The 22,603-nt window shown below is 47.6% G+C and carries 21 protein-coding genes; 8 read left to right on the plus strand and 13 right to left on the minus strand.

What is annotated here, in order from left to right; translation table 11 throughout:
- Both M3212_RS17210 and M3212_RS17215 read right to left on the minus strand, forming a co-directional pair.
- The gene (locus M3212_RS17210) at positions 1 to 489 is read right to left on the minus strand and encodes a PTS sugar transporter subunit IIA (protein WP_251195210.1); all 489 of its coding nucleotides are present in this window, start codon (positions 487 to 489) and stop codon (positions 1 to 3) included.
- Between the two features lie 35 nt (positions 490 to 524).
- Entirely contained in the window at positions 525 to 2,582 is a 2,058-nt protein-coding gene (locus tag M3212_RS17215) for a BglG family transcription antiterminator (RefSeq protein WP_251195211.1), read from the minus strand.
- Between the two features lie 426 nt (positions 2,583 to 3,008).
- On the opposite strand from M3212_RS17215, the gene M3212_RS17220 reads away from it, so the two are divergent.
- Positions 3,009 to 4,694 carry an alkaline phosphatase gene (locus M3212_RS17220; protein ID WP_251195212.1) on the plus strand — a complete coding sequence of 562 codons (1,686 nt, stop codon included), beginning with the start codon at positions 3,009 to 3,011 and terminating at the stop codon, positions 4,692 to 4,694.
- A 127-nt stretch (positions 4,695 to 4,821) separates the two neighbouring features.
- On the opposite strand, the gene M3212_RS17225 is transcribed toward M3212_RS17220, so the two are convergent.
- The 5 genes from M3212_RS17225 to M3212_RS17240 all read right to left on the minus strand — a co-directional run bounded on the left by M3212_RS17225 (position 4,822) and on the right by M3212_RS17240 (position 10,925).
- Positions 4,822 to 7,848 carry an amidase family protein gene (locus M3212_RS17225; protein ID WP_251195213.1) on the minus strand — a complete coding sequence of 1,009 codons (3,027 nt, stop codon included), beginning with the start codon at positions 7,846 to 7,848 and terminating at the stop codon, positions 4,822 to 4,824.
- A gap of 515 nt (positions 7,849 to 8,363) precedes the next feature.
- Entirely contained in the window at positions 8,364 to 8,606 is a 243-nt protein-coding gene (locus M3212_RS22430; RefSeq protein WP_434084059.1) for a 2-hydroxycarboxylate transporter family protein, read from the minus strand.
- 147 nt (positions 8,607 to 8,753) lie between these two features.
- Positions 8,754 to 9,842 (minus strand): serine hydrolase domain-containing protein, encoded by a 1,089-nt coding sequence (locus M3212_RS17230; RefSeq protein WP_251195214.1) that lies wholly within the window; start codon positions 9,840 to 9,842, stop codon positions 8,754 to 8,756.
- 360 nt (positions 9,843 to 10,202) lie between these two features.
- Positions 10,203 to 10,616 (minus strand): DinB family protein, encoded by a 414-nt coding sequence (locus M3212_RS17235; protein ID WP_251195215.1) that lies wholly within the window; start codon positions 10,614 to 10,616, stop codon positions 10,203 to 10,205.
- Between the two features lie 15 nt (positions 10,617 to 10,631).
- Positions 10,632 to 10,925 (minus strand): YciI family protein, encoded by a 294-nt coding sequence (locus M3212_RS17240; RefSeq protein ID WP_251195216.1) that lies wholly within the window; start codon positions 10,923 to 10,925, stop codon positions 10,632 to 10,634.
- An 89-nt stretch (positions 10,926 to 11,014) separates the two neighbouring features.
- Between M3212_RS17240 and M3212_RS17245 the strand changes: the two genes are divergently transcribed.
- Positions 11,015 to 11,494, plus strand: a complete 480-nt coding sequence (locus M3212_RS17245) for a winged helix-turn-helix transcriptional regulator (protein ID WP_251195217.1) — start codon at positions 11,015 to 11,017, stop codon at positions 11,492 to 11,494.
- A 111-nt stretch (positions 11,495 to 11,605) separates the two neighbouring features.
- Positions 11,606 to 12,034, plus strand: a complete 429-nt coding sequence (locus M3212_RS17250) for an SRPBCC family protein (RefSeq protein WP_251195218.1) — start codon at positions 11,606 to 11,608, stop codon at positions 12,032 to 12,034.
- Positions 12,035 to 12,103: 69 nt separating this feature from the next.
- Here the strand turns inward: M3212_RS17250 and M3212_RS17255 are convergent, their stop codons facing one another.
- Genes M3212_RS17255 through M3212_RS17265 form a run of 3 tightly spaced genes read right to left on the minus strand, consistent with a single transcriptional unit; the run spans position 12,104 to position 13,909 of the window.
- Positions 12,104 to 12,394 (minus strand): RNA polymerase alpha subunit C-terminal domain-containing protein, encoded by a 291-nt coding sequence (locus M3212_RS17255; RefSeq protein WP_251195219.1) that lies wholly within the window; start codon positions 12,392 to 12,394, stop codon positions 12,104 to 12,106.
- Between the two features lie 33 nt (positions 12,395 to 12,427).
- On the minus strand, positions 12,428 to 13,141 hold the full coding sequence (locus M3212_RS17260) for a DUF998 domain-containing protein (protein WP_251195220.1): 714 nt from the start codon (positions 13,139 to 13,141) through the stop codon (positions 12,428 to 12,430).
- A gap of 18 nt (positions 13,142 to 13,159) precedes the next feature.
- The gene (locus M3212_RS17265) at positions 13,160 to 13,909 is read right to left on the minus strand and encodes a MerR family transcriptional regulator (protein WP_251195221.1); all 750 of its coding nucleotides are present in this window, start codon (positions 13,907 to 13,909) and stop codon (positions 13,160 to 13,162) included.
- A gap of 269 nt (positions 13,910 to 14,178) precedes the next feature.
- Here M3212_RS17265 and M3212_RS17270 point away from each other — a divergent pair, with 269 nt between their 5' ends.
- Together M3212_RS17270 and M3212_RS17275 are read left to right on the plus strand one after the other, a co-directional pair.
- Complete coding sequence (locus M3212_RS17270; protein ID WP_251195222.1) at positions 14,179 to 14,505, plus strand: ArsR/SmtB family transcription factor; 327 nt, start codon at positions 14,179 to 14,181, stop codon at positions 14,503 to 14,505.
- Between the two features lie 40 nt (positions 14,506 to 14,545).
- Positions 14,546 to 15,058, plus strand: a complete 513-nt coding sequence (locus M3212_RS17275; RefSeq protein WP_251195223.1) for an SRPBCC domain-containing protein — start codon at positions 14,546 to 14,548, stop codon at positions 15,056 to 15,058.
- A 366-nt stretch (positions 15,059 to 15,424) separates the two neighbouring features.
- Here M3212_RS17275 and M3212_RS17280 read toward each other — a convergent pair whose 3' ends face one another.
- The 3 genes from M3212_RS17280 to M3212_RS17290 all read right to left on the minus strand — a co-directional run bounded on the left by M3212_RS17280 (position 15,425) and on the right by M3212_RS17290 (position 18,041).
- Positions 15,425 to 15,784 (minus strand): response regulator, encoded by a 360-nt coding sequence (locus M3212_RS17280; RefSeq protein ID WP_251195224.1) that lies wholly within the window; start codon positions 15,782 to 15,784, stop codon positions 15,425 to 15,427.
- A 279-nt stretch (positions 15,785 to 16,063) separates the two neighbouring features.
- Positions 16,064 to 17,392, minus strand: a complete 1,329-nt coding sequence (locus M3212_RS17285; RefSeq protein ID WP_251195225.1) for a sensor histidine kinase — start codon at positions 17,390 to 17,392, stop codon at positions 16,064 to 16,066.
- A gap of 13 nt (positions 17,393 to 17,405) precedes the next feature.
- A complete protein-coding gene (locus M3212_RS17290; RefSeq protein ID WP_251195226.1) occupies positions 17,406 to 18,041 on the minus strand; it encodes a response regulator transcription factor in 636 nt (211 codons plus the stop codon).
- Positions 18,042 to 18,355: 314 nt separating this feature from the next.
- Between M3212_RS17290 and M3212_RS17295 the strand changes: the two genes are divergently transcribed.
- From M3212_RS17295 to M3212_RS17305, 3 genes are all read left to right on the plus strand, one after another.
- On the plus strand, positions 18,356 to 18,991 hold the full coding sequence (locus M3212_RS17295) for a hypothetical protein (protein ID WP_251195227.1): 636 nt from the start codon (positions 18,356 to 18,358) through the stop codon (positions 18,989 to 18,991).
- Positions 18,988 to 20,685, plus strand: coding sequence for a GMC family oxidoreductase N-terminal domain-containing protein (locus M3212_RS17300; RefSeq protein WP_251195228.1), 1,698 nt, complete (start codon positions 18,988 to 18,990; stop codon positions 20,683 to 20,685). The genes M3212_RS17295 and M3212_RS17300 overlap by 4 nt, the downstream gene beginning before the upstream one ends.
- A gap of 79 nt (positions 20,686 to 20,764) precedes the next feature.
- Positions 20,765 to 22,462, plus strand: a complete 1,698-nt coding sequence (locus M3212_RS17305; protein WP_251195229.1) for a GMC family oxidoreductase N-terminal domain-containing protein — start codon at positions 20,765 to 20,767, stop codon at positions 22,460 to 22,462.
- Positions 22,463 to 22,603: the final 141 nt, after the last annotated feature.

Here is a 22,603-nt window from a genome sequence, read left to right on the forward strand (position 1 = left end):
TTATTCACCTCCTTCATCCGATAAACTAGTTAATTGATCTGTTAAGTATGTTTTTAACGTTGTCGAATCCATTTCGTTGACAATCTTCTGAAGCTTTTCTTCACTTTGTAGAATAAGCATTAATTGCTGTAACAGCTTAAGCTGGGAATGTGCCTCATCCATCGCCAGCATGAAGACGAGCTTCACCGGCACTGTTTCTGTCGGAGCTCCCCCCATCACGCCGAATTCAACCGGATGACGCAAGACGGCGACGCTGATCGACTTCCGCCTGACATGCTCAACATCTGTATGGGGAATCGCTACAGCTACTCCGCCAGTTGGGAGACCCGTTGAATATTCTCCTTCTCTTTTAATGACAGCCTCAACATAGCTCTCCTTGACCAAGCCGTGATCGACCATATTTCTTCCCATCATTTCTAAAATATCTTCCTTTGTTTCCCCGACGAGATCTAGCAATATCGTTGATTCATTCAGCACCCATTCGCTCATGATTCATGCTCCTATCCTGATAAACTCTCTTTCTCTCAATCATGTGAATACATCTCGATCAAGTCATAGATTTCAGCAACAGTTTTGGCCTCGATCATCCGCTGCCGGTCTTTTTCCGAAGCGGCCAGCTTGAATAGCTGCCTCAACGCCCGGATGTGTTGCTGCTTGTCAACAGCGGCTATAACGATCATCAACTGGACGTCCTCCTCGGCTGTAAAGGCGACCGGCTTCTGTAAGCGCAATAAGCTCATCCCTACCTGCCTGGCTCCTTGTTCGGGCGCCGCATGCGGGATCGCAAGACCGGGTGCAATGATAATATAAGGATCGCGCACCGGATTACGGACGAGCGCTTCGACATACCGCTCTTCCACAACACCGCCTCGAACGAGCGGCTCTGCCGCAAGGCGCAACGCTTCCTCCCATGATGGAACCGAATGCCTGAGCGAAATATACCCGGGTCGGATTAATTCACGTAAACTGACTTTTTCGTCACCGTGGTCAATTGCCGCCACCTGTTGCTGATTTTGGAACAAATAATAGCCAAGCTCTTTTTTTAATCCTTTTTCATCCTCGATCCTCGTATAGTTCCTGACAATATCGATGACATAATCCAAGTTAATTTCATTCGGATTATAGCCGTGAAGGTCTTGCATCACCTGTTGCTTCAGCCGTTGTCTTTCTTCCCTGCTGAGAAACGTCTTCGTTACATAGAGCGGCTTTTCCGTTTCAAGCTTCGTTTGCGAGAAGACGATATCATAGGAAAGATGATATTCATAAAATTCCCGCATCGATAACGAGTCGAGAAAAATAAACTCCGGGAATAAGCCGCTCAATTCCTGAAACATCAGCCGCGATACAGACACCCCTTGAGGACAGACGACAATCGCCTTAACTTTCTTTTCAATGCTTTCCCCTTGTCGTGTCATCCAGGAGCCGATCAGCATCGTAATATACATCACTTCCACATCGGGCATTTTAGCGCCGATGACCGTTTCAAGCGGACCAAGACTTCTCCGCACTAAATGAAGCAGCTCCTGATATTCCTGGCTGAAGGACTCTTTAACCCGATCCATTTCCGTCAGCTGATATTTGATGCGATAATACGCCGGCTTAATATGCTGTAGCAGCTTTTTGAACAACAAATCCCGTTCCTGAAAGTACACGCACGCACTTTGCTCAAACAGTCTCAGCATATCGGCAATCGCTGTCTGCAATTGCGGGATCACCGGATCACCCTTCACCTCCGACCAGTGAATATTGGAGGTCAGCACATGCAAGGTCATATACAGTCGCTCCTGGACCGGAACTTTTGAACCAGGACGAAAAATCTCGTTTGCCACCTGATATTCCCTCGTCTCCGCCAGTTCCTGATAGCGTGCTGGAAAAGGCTCTAACAGGCAGCCATTTTCAATTCGTCTTAGCACAAGGAGAAAGACATAGGGCATCACTTGAAGCTTTTCGTCAGTAAATTTAATAGCCAGTTCGCTTTCCACTTTTTCGATTTGCTTGTTCAGCTGATCAATTTCAGCTTGTTCAATAGAGGCGGTCGCCATGAACAGCTTTTTCCCGGAATGAATGCCGAAAATGAAATTCGTCACCCTGACCAGCAGCCGGCGAATATGAAGCTCGTTCCCTTCCAACAGATAGCCGGATTTACGAGAGTAACGTACACTCAGCCCATATTCAAAGGCATAGTGATGCACCTGCTTCAGATCACTCAGGATCGTGTTCTTGCTATAACCAAGCTCTGAATGAAAATGAAGAAGGGAAAGCTCCTCTTTACTGCTGATGAGCATGAGAAGAATCAGATAAACCCGTTGTTCCTCTGTTAAAAACTGAATAGTCTCCTGCTCAACGGGAACGTGCTCACGATTTATCTTCGCAAAAACAGAGTGATCAACAACAAAATGACCTTGTCTCGTCCTTTCGATCTCAGGAAGCTCTTCTTGCTTGAGCCAGCTATTTATTTGCTTAATCGTGTACCCTAGCTGACGTCTGGATAATTGATATTTCTTCACTAATAAAGCGCTTGTTACGTTTGGATTACGTGCTAACTCATTAAGGATCTTTTGACTTCGCTCATTGAGTGCCAACCAAATCCCTCCTTGCAAAATCAATTATATCACCGGGAAGCACATGGAAGTATGCGCTTTCATCCCAAATTATGGAGCAACGATTGTACAACTTCGCGCTCTACTATATCATTCAATACCGATAAATGGTAAAAAAACCAACTTCCAAATGTCGTTGGTTTTCGTCATAATAGTTGACTGCGTTCGCGGAAACAAGGTCTTTATTCCCTACTATCTCCTGAACCGCCTTTCACCTGTTCGAACATCACAGCCGCCCTCGGTTTGTTTTTATAGTTCCAATGGTCTATAATAACCTGCCACCCCTCGATGAATGTTAAGAGGATCGGGAGACCGATTTACATAATTATTACTTTCTCTTCACATTAGTTAAATATTTTGATGTTACGGTAAAAAAGATTGAAAAATCGAGTAATAAGGAGGAGGATCATGAAAGTGATCAAAAAAAGGTTAAAAAATTATAGTAGCAGATTGGCAAAAACAGCATTGGCTGCGGCTCTTTTCTTTTCAGCATTCGCCGGGGCGGCTCATGCTGACGCCGCAAACGACCGCGGTTCCGCGAAAAACGTCATTTTATTAATTCCTGACGGGATGGGGATCAGCTACTTAACGACAACCAGAATCTTTAAAGGGGAAGAACTTTCTTTTGAACGCTATGTAAAAGGATTAATGAAAACTTATTCATCAGACACTAATGTCACCGATTCAGCCGCTGCCGGGACAGCAATGGCAACCGGCTACAAAACAAATAACGGCATGATTTCCGTTACTCCGGATGGCTTAGAGCCTGATTCCATTTTAGATGCTGCTCGTGAAAGCGGAAAAGGGACAGGCCTTGTGGCGACTTCAAGAATTACGCACGCCACTCCAGCCGTTTTCGTCGCCCATGACCCGAGCAGAGGAAACGAAGTCGCTTTAGCACAAGATTATATCCCAAATGTTGATGTCATCCTTGGTGGAGGACGGGACATGTTCATGACTGAAGCAGATGGCGGCAGACAGCCGGAGCGCGACTTGATTGCCGAGGCAATTGACGCTGGCTACGAGTATATCGAACATCGCGATCAGATCGCTGATGTGACGTCTGATAAAGTGCTCGGTCTGTTCGCGATGACTGACTTGAAATACGAAATCGACCGCGACACTGAAAGCGTCCCAAGCCTGGCGGAGATGACGGAGCTCGCCATCAATTCTTTAAGTCAAAATGATGAAGGATTTTTCTTAATGGTAGAGGGCAGCCAAATTGACTGGGCCGGCCATGCCAACGACCCTATTGCGCTTATTCATGACATGCTGGCCTTTGAGGAAGCGTTCGATGTTGCTTTGGAATTTGCCAGAAACGATGAAGACACATTGCTAGTTGTTGTCGGCGACCATGAAACAGGTGGATTAAACGTAGGAAATACACCAGGTGGTTACATGGAAAACATTCAAGTGCTGCGAAATGCGACCGGAAGCTCCAATGCTGTTACGGAAGCACTGATTGACGCCGCGGTTCAGACAGATATCAGCTATGCTACTGAGCAAAACGGTGAATACTATGTGCCGTTAAGAGAGATTGTCAGCAGCCTTAATGGTGAACTTGAACTTAAAGGGCGCACCGTTAACCTCGACGTACTTGGAACGAGTACAACAATTAGCTTAAATGGATTGCCTAAAACCTTTGATGGGCCACTCGTTCTCGATAGAGGCACCACATACGTCAATGTCCAGCACTTTGCTGAGCTGCTTGGGCTGCAGGCCGGCATCGGAACAAGCGAGGACAAAACGACTGCTTATTTCGTTGACATTCAAGCCGCAGCTGGTCCTATTCTCGGTCTTGACTTGAACGAAGATGATTTTACTACATTAACAAGCGTCAATTGGGATCAGAGAGGGTCGTTGACCGATGAAGTTGGAACGGTTGTTTCAGCGCATGCCTTGTTGAGCTGGGGATCGCGCCACCATACCGGTGAGGAGCTTCCTCTTTATGCTTACGGAGCAGGTGCCAATCAATTCGTCGGCCTGATTGACAACACGGATTTACCGCGGATTCTGTCTTATTTGATGGATGTTAATCTGTTCGAAAACGAAGATGAATTCATGCAAAAAATTGAGGAACGCAGAAGCTATTAATGATTAACGAAGACCGGGCCTCCGAGCAGAAGGCCCGGTTTTCCTTCTGATCAAGCGCTGTCCTTCCCTCCACACACACGACAAACCCGCGACTCATCCCTGAAATCGCGGGTTTGCATTTGACTGTTTATTCAATCACACGTGCTACCATGACAGAGAATTCAGCTCTCGTAATATCGCGCGATGGTCTAAACGTTCCATCTAAATAACCTGATGTTACTTGATTACTCGTTAAGGCTGCTATATACGGATAGGACCATGAGCCTTCACTCACATCACTGAAAGAGGCGGAACTGTCTCCACTTAGTTCATAAGCCCTTACAAGAATAACGGCCATCTCCTGGCGGCTCAGTCTGCCATCCGGCTTAAATGTGCCGTCCGGATACCCGGTCAAAATTCCGGCACTCTCCACCGCGCCGATATCTGCGGCTGCCCAGTGCCCTGCCGCCACATCAGCAAAGCTACTTTCTCCGTCCTCCAGTCCTAATTCCCGCGCGATTATTCTTGCTGCTTCCGCGCGGCTGATGCTGGCATTCGGTCTAAAGGTGCCGTCCGGATATCCCGAAATTAACCCCAGCTCTACTAAAGTGTCAATATAGTCAGCAGCCCAATGGCCTCCTACATCGGCAAAGCGTGGCTGCTCCTCGGGCTCGTCAATTGGACTCTGCTCAAGCGGCGGCGCGAATTCGGTCAGCAGCTGAGCCTGCGTCTGCTGCTCCAGCGCGTACCCCATTCCGAGCACATCACCATCATCCCAGGCGCGCCCGACCAGCTGCATCGAAATCGAATAGCCGTGTGGATTCAAGCCAACTGGTACGACGACTGTCGGCAGCCCGACGTTTGACGTGAGTACACCCGTGGCCCGGTCCGCAGTCAACTGAGCGGCCGCGCTGTCGTTATTGTAAACATCACTGAGAAAGCCCGGATAAACGACGACATCAACATCATATTCATCCATCCATTCAGCAATCACTTCCTTGTAGCGCGCTCTGTATGCCAGCCATTGCTCTACTTCTTCTTCCGTCATCCGCTCCCGTTCCTCATAGTCACGTTGATTGTATAACAGCACATCCGGGGAAGAACGAACTTGATCACCATTCTGATATGGAAAATCTTCATGCAGTTCGATATAACGGGCCCAGCCTTCGCCATTCATGTTAAGGCTCGGTCGGTCGCCGGCGTTTGGCGGCTCGCTCATCTCAATCATCGTCGCCCCACCTGCTTCAAGATCAGCAAAGTGTTCGAGTGTCGCTTCCCCTGTTCCATCATCAGCAAAGGAGGACTCGAATGAGGAAGGAATATAGCCGATCCGCTTTCCTTGTAAGGCGTCACGATCAAGATACTCCGTCCAATCATCCGGCTTGTAGGCATCCGCATCTGCTGTCAGCATATCAAGCTCATCCGTTCCTGTTGTGACGTTGAGAAGATAAGCCAAATCCGTTACCGTTCTCGCGATAGGACCGACGTAATCCTGGCCCCATGTAAGCGGCATTACGCCATGGACACTCGCCATTCCATCCGTACCGCGGAACGTCGTCAAACTCGCTCCGACCGCCGGTGCATACAAGGATACCCCCGTCTGAGAGCCTAACGCCGCCGGAGCCATGCTCGTTGCGACGGAAACTGCCGATCCACCACTTGATCCAAAGGACGTCTTCGAAGGATAAAGAGCGTTCCACGTTTGCATCCAGCCGCTTTCGCTAAAGCTGCCCGAATTCGCAAATTCAGATGTATTGGTCTTTCCGATAATCACAGCTCCCGCCTGTCTCAACTGCTCCACTTGATAGGCATCCGTAGCCGGCTCCCATCCGGCAAGCGCCCGTGAACCGCCAGTTGTCGGCATATCCTTTGTATCAATAATGTCCTTGATCGCAATCGGAATACCGAGCAACGCTCCTTCTGCTCCATTGCTCCGGGCTTCATCCGCTGCTCTTGCCTGTTCGATCGCATCGTCAGCAACATGGACAAAGGCATGGAACCCTAATTGTCCTCCGTCATAGGCGGCAATTCGGTCCAGATAGGCGCGGGTAATTTCCTCCGATGTTGTCACGCCCGCCTGCAAATCCCGTTGCAGCTCAGCGATTGTTTTGTTCGTTACATCATACTCAGCAGTCGTATACATCTCCGCTTCTGCCGGAGCCTGCGGTACATCCAATCTCGGAAGCTCCGGGCAGGCGGCTTCATCAAACTCCGCCAGCTGTGATAAATCCCAGTTGCCAACCGTACAAAGCTCTTCCGTCGTCAAATTGGAGAAGTCCGGTTGCTCCGCCAGCTGTTCCAGTGACTCCACTGTCTGCTCGGCACCTTCTTCCCCGGTCTCACCGGCAACGACAAATCTGACAAGCGACTTCGTTTCCCCAGGTTCTATCTCCAATTGATGAATAAGCCCGTAAAAGTTGGCCTCATGTCCGGTCGTGGCCAGCGGCGTTTCAAATGGGTTACGCTGCTGATTCCCCGTGCCCTGTAATGCGCCAGCAAACGGTTCTGGGCTTCCCAGCACAACCCCGACTGGATGATCCTCTTCATCAGGAGTCGCCACAAGCAGCCATGCATCCTCACCATCGATCATCAGATCACCGCTAGAGGTCGCTTGAACAGCACCTTGATTGTCTCCAGTTCCATAGCCGAGAGAGCCGCCAAACGATACGTCAACCGTCACAGGCTCATCGGCAATGTTCGTAAACGTATCAAAAAACCGTGCCGTATTCGTCTCCGCAGCAAAATAGATTTCACGTGTAATCAGGACATCTCCGAGATTCACAGATTGATTCGTCTCAAACGTAGCAGCGCCGTCAAACTCCAGCCCGAAGCCACGCATCATTTCCCCATTTAATCGCGGCTCAGGTGAGGCCGATACTTGAACAAAAATATTTCCAAACCCTTGCATCGGTGTTCCAACTGCCCGCCGAATACTGCCTGTGTCCAAATTAGGCGGAGCCGCATCATGAAACTCCCATTCTACGCCATTATCTGAAGGCAGGCTTGTCAGGGCCAGCGCGCTGTTCACCGGCACTAATCCAATGATCGCCACCATCATCACAATAAGTGCGAGAAACCGTGGTTTCCTCCTATGTACATGCCTTACCTCATCGGCTTCAGCTGCCGAGTGTCGGGGTGATCGGATTCGTTCTTTCAAGTCATTACTTGTTGGCATCGTTCTCCATCTCCCTTTTCTAAGTTGTTGAAAATAACTGAATCTTAGCACGCAAAAAAGACACTTGTCTATTTCTCTGTTACATAAGCTAACATATTTTCTTAGCTTACTAGATTCGTCATCCACCCGTTCCTGCGCAAAGCGAAGGCGATTTCAGGCGCGGTGATCCCCTCTCATGAAGGCGACGTCAAAAGAATAGCGAGAAAAATACTTGACTACGCATAAGAAAAAGACCGGGCAAAAGGTTGTTTTTCTACCTTTTACTCGGTCCTTTGGCACTGCTAGTTTTGGTTTAATTGTCTCAAGTCCTGCGCTCATCCCGCAAAATAACCGTCATGATGACCAGGAGCAGATAAACCGGATTTAACAAAATACTGAACACATCTTGAAAGTTGATTAGTCCAGCATGAGGCCTTTTCTATCTCTCTTCTTCATTCTTAAAATTTGACCTTTACGTTAAAGCCTTTATACTTCCCTCCTAATTTTTTCCTAGCCATTGTGTGGACCCGTGATCATCACGATAAAGCCGCTCCCAGCAGACTGACTAACACAGCGCCCAGAATAAGCAGAAAGAACCTGACCCTTGCGTGAATCAGGACATTCCAGTCCATTCCCAGCAAACTTCCTACGACGAGCCCGGCAACTATAAAATCATTAAAGCCAATCCCACTGAAAAAATCACTTAAAATGCTGACCATGCTTTCTGGACAGAAATTAAAATAAACGAACCAGGCCAAGAATGTAATGAACTCGCCCATATATCAAGGAAGGGACCACGTTTTGCAGCATGTAAAGCATCCGCTCTAGTCTGCTGAACCTGCTTCCCCTCACTGAAGACATGGCTTTGCAAAGCAAAAAGGCGGTGTAAAGACATCCGCCTCATTATTTATCACATTGACACAACGTCAGGAGAGCGCCGCTACTTTACGCAGGACGTTTATAAATAAATAATTCATGCTTTTCGATTGATACGTCGTCTGATTAAAGCTACCAGTGAGATAAACATCCATTGCCGGTAAATAGAGCATAAACGAACCACTCGCACCGAGATGACCCCATACCGTATACTTTTGCGTAAACGGAAGAAATTGCAGCTTCATCAGTCCATAGCCATACTTCAAACCGAGCTGCATCGTTTTCCAGCTTTGCATAAGAAGCAAGCTCTCCTTTGTGATCAATTGATTCGTAACGAGCGCTTTCATAAAAAGCAGCAAATCGTTTAGTGTACATACTGTCTGGCCGCCGGAATAGAAACTGCTGAAGCTGCGGTATTGCTCAACATTTATTTTTACATCATCAAGATAAAGATCGGCGACCGGATACTCACTTTTGACAGCAGGGCTGGAGAACTGTGACAAATAAGAATGCCTCATGCCGAGTGGCTGAAAAAGATACTCATGCAATACTTCCTCGTACCGTTTTCCCGTAATAGCCTCAATAATCAGCCCCAGTAAATTATAGCCGGTGTCCGTATAGTGTACGCCTTTCCCCGGTGGAAAGCGCGGCTTTAAATGCGCCTTCGACCACTCCACCGTTTCTTCCGGTGTCCAGAAACGGGCAGGGTCATCAAGTATTTCCTGGAGAAATGACTTCTGGCGCTTCGGCTTATCCTCAAAGAAATCGGGCAGTCCCGATGTATGACACAATAAATGTTTAATTTGAATTTCATTTGAATACTCTTTTCCTTTACAAATATGAAGACCCTCCATCAGACTTTGCGGTAAATAATCAGCAATCGGGGCTTCAAACTTGGCAAGACCTTGTTCGATCAGCATGGCAAAGATAACCGAAGTGAATGTTTTTCCGACACTTGCCGTATGAAAAGGCTGATCCGGATGCGCCGAAATACCGTCCGTCTGTCCTGCTGCCATAGGCCAATGAATGCCAAGACGATCCGAGTGAATTAATAAATGAACATTATGCAGCTTCGGATCCTTTCTTACTTTGGCACTAAGATGGTGCTCAATTTCCTGTTGAATCGCTTCATGCTTCATCCAATTTCCTCCCCTTCTTTTATCTGTCCACATTGACATTTTTCGGAGCAACCCAGACTGATCCTCCACTCGTCATCCTGTTATCCTTGCCACTTTCGCGATCCTCCAGGCCGCCTCGACGATTTGCTCCGCTGAAAGTTTCTTCTCAGCGCATATTGACTCTTTATATATATATCGTTTGTTATATATCATATGATATATATTGACGAAAAAACAGCTTTTTTTGAAAGACAAGCGCATAAAAGGGCTGGGAAAAGGGAGAAAAACAACCTTTTGTCCAGCCCCTCTGAGGCAATTTATCATCGTTTAAGCATTCCATACGATTCTCTCCATCGCCTTCACCGTTCCAAGATGCATGCTCTAATGGGCAAGTAACAGATCAAACAACTCGCCGATCACCTCAGCTTGAATAAAATTGTTCACATCCTCTACCGGCTGCATAAATTTACCAGAAAATGTATCGCAAATCTCCCGCGCCTGCCGATCAAGCTGCTTTATAATCATTGCGGGAGCCGGTGGCGACTCCGACCAATCTGCCGGACTTGTACCCGCTGAAAAAAAAGTCTTATCCTCAGTCGGAATTCGCGAACCAACGCCTGATATTGTAAAAAGCAGCTCGTCCGTAATCGTCAGCACATGGCCAACCTGCCAATGCAGGTTATTCGTAAATCCCGCAGGAACAACGTCCCATTGACTATCGGTCAGACCGGAAACTGCCTCGAGCAATTGGCTGCGAATGTCAGCAAACAGATGTAGCGTAAAGCGATCTGACATAGTGTCCCCCTTTTCTTAGAGCGCTTCGATAATGTCGACTTTTCCGCCGTACCGCAATTCAGGCCAATTTGCCGTTAACGAAGTCGCCTCTTCTAATGAGTTTGCCTCGACAATTGAAATACCGAATATGTCTCCTTCATACTCATCGACCGCATCGCCCGTAACTGTCCTCCTGCCATTCCCCGCAAAACGTGTCACTTCATTTCCATTCTCCTTCAGTTCATCAAGCCAGCGCCACAAGTCACGAATGTTCTGCTCAGCCTTTTCTTCAGGAACATGCCCGCCTCGATAAATAAATAGAAATCTCAACTGCTTCAACCTCCTTTTACTTCAGTTGCATTTTGAAACTATTTTAAATTATAATGAGTGAAAAGATATCAGTCAAGGGGGTCCTCAATATGGACAAAACAAAACGAAGCAGACGGTCGGACTGTCCGATCTCTTATTCTCTTGATTTGCTCGGTGATTCATGGTCGCTTCTGATCATCAGAGATATCGTGTTCGCCGATAAGAAAACGTTCGGGGAGTTTCTTGCCTCCGATGAAGGAATTGCCCGCAACATTCTGACCAACCGCCTGACAACTCTCGTTCAGAAAGGAATTTTAACGAAACAGCCGCATCCTTCAGACAAAAGAAAAGACCTCTATCAGTTAACAGAGGCCGGGCTCGACTTGATTCCGGTTTTACTTGATTTGTCATTGTGGGGAGCCAAGCATGAACCTGAAACCTCAGAAGCCCAAGCATGGCTGGCTAACGTCCAAGCAGACAAGGATACCCTCGTTCAGCTCATCCGCGAAACGGTAAAAGATGGCGGATCGGTTTTCACCGGACCAGATAGTGTTATCGAAAAATTGGAGCGGTTGGAAAAGATGGAATAACAGGTACCATCATCAGCCGTAATCCAATCGTCCATCATCGCAATCGAGAAGAACTCGTTCGCGTCCTATTTATTTATAATGAGATACAACAATAGTGAGAGGATGGGAGATATGGCGAATATTGAACAGCTACAAATGATTCATGCTCCGGCTGCTGAGGTGTATCAGGCACTAACCTCGGCCGAGGGGCTTGCTGAAGTTTGGACGAGAGACCTGCTCGTTCAGAAATACATCGGAGCGGTGAACGAATTTCATTTTGGCAAGGGCGACCTGGCGAAGATGGAGATTATCGAGCTTGTTCCCGAGCAGAGAATCGTCTGGCGTTGCATTGATTCAGACCCTGAATGGATCGGAACAACGATCTCCTTTGAATTGGAAGAGAAAAACGATCAAACTGTTCTAACGCTCTGTCATGCGAACTGGCAGAAGGTCACTGACTTTTACCGCTTCTGCAATTATAACTGGGCGATGTTTCTGTACAGTTTAAAACGGTATTGCGAAGAAGGCGAAGGCATGCCTTATCAAGAGCGAACATTTTAAATAAAAGAAAGCAGCCTTTTCTTCCGCGAAAAGAGAGCTGCTTCCTTTTCCATTTACAACTTGAAAATCTTACAGTTTAAACGACAGACCCGCTTCCGCCAAAGCGGCTCTCAGCTTTGGCAGCGAGGAAGGACCGATGCCATGCAATTGCAAAATTTCCTTTTCCCGATAATTCGCCAGCTCCAGTAACGTCGTAATGCCGGCATGCTCAAGTGCGCGGCGGGCCGGAGCCGACAGCCCCGCCAGAAATCCCGACGTCGGCTTGCGTTTCTGCTCACAAGTCGGACACACCGGGCAGTCGCTGCTTTTATAATAGCGGTGTCCTTGGTCACAGATGCGCAACGTTTTAGTCGAAGTCATCACCATCGCCTCCTTTTTCCTATCATAGCACAGCTAGGCGGAGAATCGCTGTCGCCTCCAAATGGCCAGTGCCACCGCTCCCATCCACAGATAAACCGCGGCATAAAGAACGCGCTGCAACAAGCCGCCTGGCAGGTTCATCCATTCAGGCTGATAAAAAAGAAAGACGAGCGCTGCCGTCGTTCCCGCCCAGCAAATAAATGTCCAAAGCGCCAACAGCGGCTGCGTACGACGAATCGCCAGCCCAAGAATAAGCAGCGCCGGGATTTGCACGATCATTCCCGGGATGGAACCGAGCGTATGAAGCCAGAAATCGACATCAGCCGGAACGATCCCTGCCATCATGTTACTCAGCCCGTGCACAACGAGCAGCCAGAGAGCGGCATCAACCTTCCTTCCGGCCGGCCACCACGCTCGAAGGCCGAGTGCTCCCACAATCGTCGCCAAACCGCTAAGCGTAAATGACCAGTTAATGAGCAAATGATAGGGCGAACATATTTCATTCTCCGTTAGCATGTACGCGCCTGTCCCGCAAACCGTCACTCCGAGATCGCTCATCGGCTGATGAAGAACATCATACGGGGCGGTTACATTCAATATCACGACGTATTCCACCAGAAAATACGCACTTATCAAAAGCCAGCCCAGCCAGCCGCCCCATTTCACAAAGCTGTGGCGGCGGAAAGCAACTATAGCGGCCAGTACTGTCAAGCCGACGATCGCCATCATCATATACGCTCCGGACATGACTGTTCTCTCCCTTCCTTAATCACGACTCTGACCTCGTTCATAGACTGCATAAGCGTCTTCAATAAAGTCGAGAAAGGCTGGCTCCAGCGGATAAAACTGAACCTCCTTCGACAGTTTCGGAGACTTGCGCACGTCCCACAGCTTCGCTAAAAAAAGCGGCTCGTCGCCAAACGCTTCTTCTGTTTTCTCGGCCATTCGCCGGATAATGCGCTGCACAGACACCGCCTCAGGCCCGGCGTCCTGCACTCTCTTTAACTGTCCCAGCAGACCAATCCATTCAAGCGAATCGGGATCTTCACGATTAACATTTGGTAACCGCTCCCACAGCATGTTCTCATCCTCGTCAAAAAACGCTTCACGAAAGCGCCGCTTTTGCGCTTTCCCCTGCCCGCTCAATTTAATCAGCTGCTCCAGCATTTCCATCCTCACTTCGCCCTCCAGTGCATGGGTGTGCAGTAAGCCACGCAAGGAAGCCTCCATTTTATCCAGCTTCCGGCGCTCCTCCTGAACATACTTCATTTGCCTGCTCAAGCCTTCCGCCCAATTCCACTTCGGATCGGTTAACACATCGCGAATTTCCCGCAGCCGAAAGCCCACCGACTTCAGAAATTGGACCTGCTGCAGCTTTTTCACATCATCTTCACTGTATAAGCGGTGTCCTCCCTCCGTCCGGCCGCTCGGCTTCACAAGCCCGATCTGATCGTAATAACGCAGCGCGCGCACTGTCATACCAGTTTGCTTCGTTAAAACCTGGATCGTAATCATCTCACGCTCCTTTCCCACCCCTATCAGTGTCAATTTTGAAACCCTCGAAGTCATTATACAAGATGACGCAGCGTCATCTTCAAGCGCAATAAATAGTTTACTATTTACTAATATAAATTCTATATATTCCTTAAATGGCATAATCGTTTTAACAACATGATTGCTTTTGACATGCATAGATGGAAATACGGAGGTGAATTCCTGGAGTAACTATAGCACTCACTAATTAAACAGTGCTGAAAATTAACAAGTTGGGGAGAGGATGCAACATGAACGCGCAAACTTTCAGCGCCCTGGCTGAGCCCAACCGCCTAGGTATCGTCGACCTTTTGCTGCAAGGACCACTCCCGGTAGGAGAAATTGCGAAGCAGTTACAACTCAATCAGCCCCAAACCTCGAAACATCTTCGGGTCCTTTGCGACGCTGGCCTTGTCGAGGTTCAGCCAGTGGCCAATCGTCGAATTTATGGTCTAAAGCCTGAATCGTTTCAAGAACTCGACAGGTGGCTCGACTCTTACCGTCGGTTGTGGGAAGCCCGCTTAGATCGGTTGGATGATTATCTCAAAGTGTCGCAGGGCAAAAAACCATTAAATTAGCACGAATGAAACACACTCTGTCTGAAAAGGAGAAATTAGGATGTCAAATAACGAAATAATCTCACGAGTAGAAAACGATCGAATTTTAGTCCTTGAGCGCATTTTCGATGCGCCCCGCGATCTCGTATTCAGCATGTTTAAAGAGGCGGAGCATCTGAAGCATTGGTGGGGTCCCAGCGGTTGGGAGCTTCCGGTTTGCCACATTGATTTCCGCCCAGGCGGCATATGGCATTTCTGCATGAAGTGTACTGATCAAAATCAAGGTGATTTTTACGGAATGGAATCTTGGGGCAAAGCCGTTTATAAGGATATTATCGAACCGGAAACGATTATTTACACCGATTACTTCTCGGATGCTGAAGGCAATATCGACGAAAGTATGCCGTCTACCGAGATCACATTAGAATTCATTGAACTCGATGGTAAGTCGAAGCTAATTAACCGTGCTGAATATGTGTCTGCCGAGGCTCTCAAGTCCGTTATGGACATGGGTATGCTCCTAGGCATCACTGAAACCTGGGACCGTCTGGAAGTTTATTTGAGTGGTAAGTGAAGAAACGATAATGAAGATAAGACAAAATTAAGTAGCACGGAGTAGAAATGGAAACACTTGCCAGAAGTCAAATGTAAGAACCCCACTCAAGACGAAGCTGCTGAAAAAGTACGATTTTCACTTTTTCAGTAGTAATGAGTTACAAAAAAGGAAGTTTTTAAAAGTGACCTACTCAAGACGGGCTTTCACTCATTGCTTATGGGCTGGGAAAAAGAGACCGCCCCCTCTTTTGCCCCAGCCCCATTATTTAATAAAATTAACCATATCGTCCGGCGAGATCAGTTCAAAATTCATGGCCAAATTTCGGAAACCACGAGATGTGCCGCCTCACCCGCCAACTTTCATACAAAAGATCCCCTGTCGGCCCTATAAGTTTAACTGCTTAAAAGCCTCACGAATCTTTTCCTCTGTGATTGGTTTTGTGATATAGTATTTGGCTCCACTTCGCAACGCTTGATAAAGAAGGTCCTGGCTTCTATTTCCGCTGATAATGATAACCTTTGCCTTTGGAAAAGCCTTCAAAAGCAGCTGGAGAGCCTGAATGCCGTCGATTCCCGGCATGGCGATATCCAAAGTGACTAACGAAGGCTGATAGTATTCATACGCTTGAACCGCCTCTGCGCCATTGGATACTTCATCAACGACAGCATGACCTAATTTCAAAAAAATATCTTTTAACAGTAAACGAAAAAAAGGTGAATCATCACAAATTAAAATACGTTCCATTTCATCATTACTCCCTGTACTCTTTTTAAAAATGCAGCATCGCTGTGCGACCCGCTATAAAAAGTTGCGCCCTCTGACATCTGATACTGACCGTATGAAAAAAGTCAACTACATCCGATTGCATATAGAGTCCCTGTCGACTTCCTACGGGGATTTGTGCCTGGATAATCGAACTCATACTTTTCCTATTGTATTTCCAGTATTCATAGAATGTAAGTAGACACTTTCATGTACACCTTGTCTAAGCGCAAAAGAAAAAGCCTCCATGACAGAGACTCTCTAGCAAACAGGGTATAGTAGTGTAATCGTCGTTCCCTTCCCGATCTGACTCGTTACTTTCACCTTCCCCCGGTGGGCATTGATTATTTTTTTAACATGGAACATCCCCAGACCAAAATTCTGGCCTGACTTATGCTTCGTTGAATAAAAAGGTTCAAATATATTTTTCAGCTGTTCTTTGTCCATTCCCCTGCCCGTATCGGTAAAATGTAACTTCACGTGACGTTTCGTCCGTTCCACTCCAATTGTCAGCTGACCTTGCCCATCCATTGCTTCGATTGCATTGCTAATAATATTCGAAACGCATTCTGTCATCAGCGTCCGATCAACATTCAGCACCACGGAAGAGTACTGTTTTTCGAATGAAACCGAAGTGTGATCAAAGCGGTCGATCACTTCCTCCAGGACAAGCGCAATATCAGTCGGTTCAAGCTCGACGGACAGCCTTCTCCGTGTTAGGTAGGACAGCTTTGACACCATCTCCATCAGATGATCATTGGAACGCAACAAGCTGCTCAGATGATCATCGACCACTTCATATTGCTTCGCTGCAAGGCTCCGCTGTATATTAAGCGCATGTAATTTATTTTTTGATATCGCGTTTTTAAATGCATGCTGCATCAAGCTCGTCCCGAGCTGCATCTTCGTGAGCACAGCCGTCGATTGGAAACGGGTGAAGACATTGTATCCATACAAAATCAAGCCTGCCAGCAAGCTGCTTAGACATAAGATCGGAATCAGGATTAACAGCTCTACAGGGGATTGAAAATAGCTGCCCTCCAATTGAAGAAACAATAAAAACGCTTCAGGAATTAAGATGATCATCCCGAGACCAACATATTGCAGCTTCTTGACCTTCTCCTTTTCTATCCTCAACAGTCCTTTGACAAATAAGACAATGGAAGCGAGCATATACGGAATTCCCCAGCTCAAAATATAAGAATAGTTGATCCAGGAAGTCGTGTACGCATCGGTAAAGACAAACGCCAGCAACACCGGAATGAGCAGCATGCCGGTAATTGCCGCTTTCTGGTAACCGGCGAAATGAATGAAGAAGATAAGAATCAAGTAGTACGGAAACGCATGAACGCAAATATTCAAAAAGGCCGTAACCACAAACAGCACAGCCAAGGCCATGTCACCTGCGCCTAAGGATATTAAATGCGGGAGTACAATTTTTTCCAGTCCAACTTGCAGTCCACTCATACCTACCGTAAACAAAATTAGTGCTCCCCATACGAGCAGACGGTTTTCTCCCTGCTTCGCCAGCAAATATAAACTAATCGGGGTCATCACGAAAAATAACAGCAAGAAAAAAGCAACAATCATTTCCCGGCTCTCCTTACTCCAGCAGCCCCCATTTATGGCACTTATCTGCTAACTCCTTCGTCGGGCGGCTCCAGTGAAATTTCTCCAATATCCGTCCGACTCGCTTTTTCACCGCTGACAGACTTACACTGTTCATATCAGCAATTTCCTGCTGCGTCTTCCCCTCCAGAATAAGCTTCAACATTACGACATCATACGGATTTAGCAGCTTTTTTTTCTTATCATATACGAGTTTTTTTAGCCTCGGCCCGTACTTCGTAACCTGCTCACTCATCGCATTGGCAATCACCGCAGGAATTTGTTCAAATTCATTTTTATAAACAAAATCATATGCCCCGTTCAAAAATGCTTCATTAAACACTTCATCATCATCTTCCAAAGAGCTTACCATAATGACTTTCACCGCCGGATACTTGTATGTAATATCCAGTGCAGCATCCAGGCCAGTTGCATTCTCCTCCCCTAATAGAATGTCCATAAGCACGACATCAACCGGTGTTTCATCGAGCGCCGCCATACAGGCTGCCATATTGTCTACACAAGAAGTGATCGTAAACCCGGTTTCGTTGGAGAAGTACGCTTGCAACCCTTTGCTCCAGTCCAGATCATCTTCGACCAGCATCACTTTCGCCCGATTCAAGCTACTCACTCTCCCTTCTTCTCTATTAAGCTATTATCCTATATTTTCATCTCGAAATGGAGTAGACAATTTCGTGTGTACCAGATTATTATATGCCTTTCCGCCAACCATAAAAGTGATTTTCCCAAGCCTCTTTCTCCATTGTAGCATTGAAGATGTTAATGCGATTATTCTCTCTGTTCAAAGAGGACCTCTATGTTCCTTTCCTCGATCAATAACAATTTGCTCCGTCTATTGCAGGCGATGTCACTTTTTCAAATGAATGAACATAAAAACACAATCCGCTTATATAAATGGTACTATTCCGTTTATTAAAGAGGTGATTGATTATCAAGCTATCCAGCCCCTATCACGAATATGTCTGTGAGACCTTTCAAGCCCTGACAGATGCTTTAGTCCCCGAAACTCCTCCAATGCAGCACGGTTCGTATGTTATTGATTCGGATTTGAATGTTCATGAGTATGTCATTCATGCGCTTAATCATGAAATTACGATTCAACAGCAGTTCTTTCTGACTCCGATCCCGCTCGCTTATCCAACTGCCTTGATGCTGGATTCAGCGGCGGCACAGCTCATAGCTGCCGGACAGCTGCAAACTCCTTCGAAAAAGTCGAATGCCAGAGGGGCATTTTCCAGTCTTGTCCGCCAGGATCGAATCAGAGTGTTAGCTGCGCTTGAGGAACTGAGAGTCGATGTTAATGCTTTACCATCTCCTTACACGAATAATGCCGGAATGGTGAAATACGTTACAGACGCCTTGAACCGTTTGTCCTTATTTGGTTATTATTCCGAGTGGTCGGCTTACGGTTCGACAAGACTGCTGCCACCTGACCAGCGGCGCCTTCAATTTTTCCCTTTAAGTTGGCAGCAAGTCGGATACCCTGGTGTTTCGTTAGGGTATCGTGACTTTCGCGGGTTTTTGATGAAAATGCCGAGAAATGGGGAAAGCGGAAAATGAAGAATCCAGATGTTATTATTATCGGTGCAGGCGGCGGCGGGGCGGTTGTCGCCAAGGAGCTAGGGGAATTAGGCATTCAAGTACTCGTCCTTGACGCCGGTCCATGGTTTGGTAACAAAAAATGGGCTGATCCGAATCAACAGCGCGGCTTGGCTAAAGAAAGCTCCGACCCGGCAGATTTGGACGGCGCGCTCTACCGCAAACAGTTGACGAGACGAGAAAATGATATGAATGATATCGTCGGTGGAAAGTTCCGCTGGGGTCCCGCCGATCGCAGGCGCAGTCCTTGGAACAGAGAGGTCCCTGATCGGGCGGTTTTGTGGCAAAATGCAGGGATTGGGGGAACGACTCTTCATTACTATGGCAACTCCCCGCGCGCGTACCCTGAAGCAATCAGCGAGTGGCCCCTTAGCTATGAAGAGCTGATCCCCTACTATGAAAAAGTAGAAGACACTTTGCCAGTGGAATTTGCTCCGACGACATCAAAGGAGGCCTTGTTCTATTATGGTGCGGAGCAGGCCGGGTTTTCACTTAATCAGACATTGGATGTGACGGAAAACGGGTATCGGCCCCAGCCGAATGCGATCCTGCCACCAAATGAGCATTTGATGAATCCAGAATATTCATTAGAACAATTAAGTCATATGGAGGGCTGTACGTTAAGTGGACATTGTGCGCAGGGTTGTCCTTATGGGCCTTCCCTTGAACGGATGGCAAAACGATCAACCAATATAAGCTATGTGCCACTGGCGATGAAAACGGGGAATGTGACCTTTCGTCCGAATACATTCACAACAAAAATCTTAACGGAGACCGGGGCTGATGGTCAGCCCTCTGCTGTCGGTGTAAGATGCCGCGATACATGGACTGGAGAAGTCGAGGAGATTCGGGCCAAAGTGGTCGTTATGGCTGCGGGGACTGTCGAAAGCCCACGCCTGTGGCTCAATTCCGACTTGCCTCATAACCCTTGGGTTGGGCGGGGGTTGACGAATCATTTTATGGACACAGTCACAGGTACGTTTGATGAGCAAACATTAATGAAGCTGCTCGACAGCCCGATGGCGGCTCCCTTTATCGGACATACATCGGGAGCGCGCCTTGATTATCCTGGGCTCGGAATGATTGAAACATTAGGGGAAAGCCCTGGGCTGAGCGCACAGGTTGTTTATGGTACGAGCGAGGTCGGATATAGTGAATTTGTTGCTTCGGACTTTTGGGACCAGGAAGGCAGAATCGTCGGCGATCAGCTTGCTGAAGCGATGAGCAACTACAAAAACAGCCTGACGATTGCGATCTTTACAGCTGACGACGTTCATTACCGAAACAGAGTCGAAATCGTTCCTAATATTACGGATGAACATGGCCCAATCCCGCTTGTTCACTATGTTCCCGGCAAACAGGACAGACAAAGGCGGACGGAATTGGCCAAAATTGCCGCGGCTATTTTACGACAGGCCGGGGCCCATACAATCCACCGAAGCGTTCTCCCCCCTAATGTTTACATTCATCTAGAAAGTACGATGAGGATGGGGTTTGTCGTCGATTCATCATGCGAAGCCTATCAGGTTCAGCGCCTTTACATCACAGACAATAGCAATCACTACAATTCAATTGGAGGCCCCAACCCGACCTTAACGACACAGGCACTTGCCACACGCACCGCAGAACTGCTGGCAAAAAAATATTTTTCGTAATCAACACCCGTAGACATATTGGCGCCTCGTGAAGTTGACAGTTATTTTATATAGAACGGAATTAAGAAATGAGGGGGAAATGATGAAAAACCCGGATGTCATCGTCATCGGTGCGGGTGGCGGGGGTCCCGTAATCGCCAAAGAGCTTGGGGAAGTGGGTATCCAAGTGCTCGTCCTTGAAGCTGGTCCCTGGTATGGAAATAAAAAATGGCCCGAGCCTAATCAACATCGCGGGTTAGCGCAGGAAAGTTCCGACCCGCAGGACCTGGATGGATCTCTTTACCGCAAACAAGTAACAAGACTTGAGCATGACATGAATAACCCGGTGAACGGCAAGTTCCGCCTCGGGCCGGCGGATCGCAGGCGGAGTCCCTGGTATCGAAACCTTCCTAACCCGGGCTTATTATGGCAAAATTCCGGAATCGGCGGCACAACGCTTCATTATTGGGCAAACTCGCCACGCGCCTTTCCTTATGCGATCGATGAAGGGTGGCCGATCAGTTATGAGGAGCTGATTCCCTATTATGAAAAAGTCGAGAATACGTTGCCGATAGAATTTGCGCCGATGACCGCAAAAGAAGCGCTGTTCTTTTATGGGGCGGAACAGGCGGGCTTTTCGCTTAATCGGACGTTAGATGTGACAGAAAGCGGATACCGCCCCCAGCCGAATGCGATTTTGCCTCCAAACGAGAATTTAATGAACCCCGAGTATTCATTAGAACAATTAAGTCATATGGAAGGCTGTACGCTGAGCGGACATTGTGAGCATGGCTGCCCTTATGGCCCTTCCCTTGACAAAATGGCAAAACGATCGACGAATGTCAGTTATGTTCCTCTTGCAATGGAAACAGGAAATGTAACGTTCCGTCCGAACACTTTTACGACAAAAATATTGACTGAAATGGACGCCAACGGCACTGTCTCCGCCATCGGCGTCAGATGCCGGAACACATGGACCGGCGAAGTCGAGGAAATCCACTGCAAAGTCGTCGTCATGGCCGCCGGTACAATCGAAAGTCCGCGCCTATGGCTTAATTCCGATTTGCCACAGAATTCCTGGGTAGGCAGGGGATTAACGAATCATTATATTGACACTGTAACCGGGATCTTTGATGAAAAAACATTAATGGAGGTCATTGGCAGTCCCACTATCGATCCATTCGTCGGCCATACATCAGGCGCAAGACTCGACTATCCAAGGCTTGGAACAGTACAAGATATGGGCTTAAGTCCAGGTCTGCTGGCAATGATGCACTATGGCTCAAGCCAGGCTGGTTACAATGAGTTTGTCGCTTCCGGATTATGGGACCAAAAAGGAAGACTCACGGGCGCCGATCTGAAAGACAACATGGATGACTATCGAAGATCCCTCAGCCTTTTGCTCATAACGGATGATGAAATCCAGTTTCAAAACAGAGACCCTCACACAAAGGACGAACATGGCCCTGTAGCCGCCGTACACTATACACCAAGCAAAACAGAAGAAAAGAAACGAATTCAATTAACCAAAATAGCGATGAACCTCCTGCGCAAAGCAGGAGCGCGTAAAATTCACCGCAATGATATCGCCGCCAACTTCTACATCCATCCTAAATCGACAATGCGAATGGGAAAGGTGGTTGACTTGTCATGCGAGGCCTACCAGGTCAATCGCCTCTATCTCGCTGACAACAGCGTACAGGCCAACGCGATCGGCGGGACCAATCCGACATTAACCAGCCAGGCACTTGCTACACGAACAGCGGAATTGTTGGCTCGGAAGTATTTTAGCAAGTAGGCACATATGACACCCATTCGTTTGATGTAGAAAAAACACGCACACTTTTCTCTTAGGGTGTGCGTGCTATTGAGAACGAAAGCACATGTTACGCGTATTTTGATAAAAAAAGCATTGGGTCATTTGGCCGCTCTAAAAAAG

Origin of the sequence: Halalkalibacter oceani, from assembly GCF_023715705.1 — a bacterium.
Taxonomy (GTDB): domain Bacteria; phylum Bacillota; class Bacilli; order Bacillales; family Bacillaceae_D; genus Halalkalibacter; species Halalkalibacter oceani_A.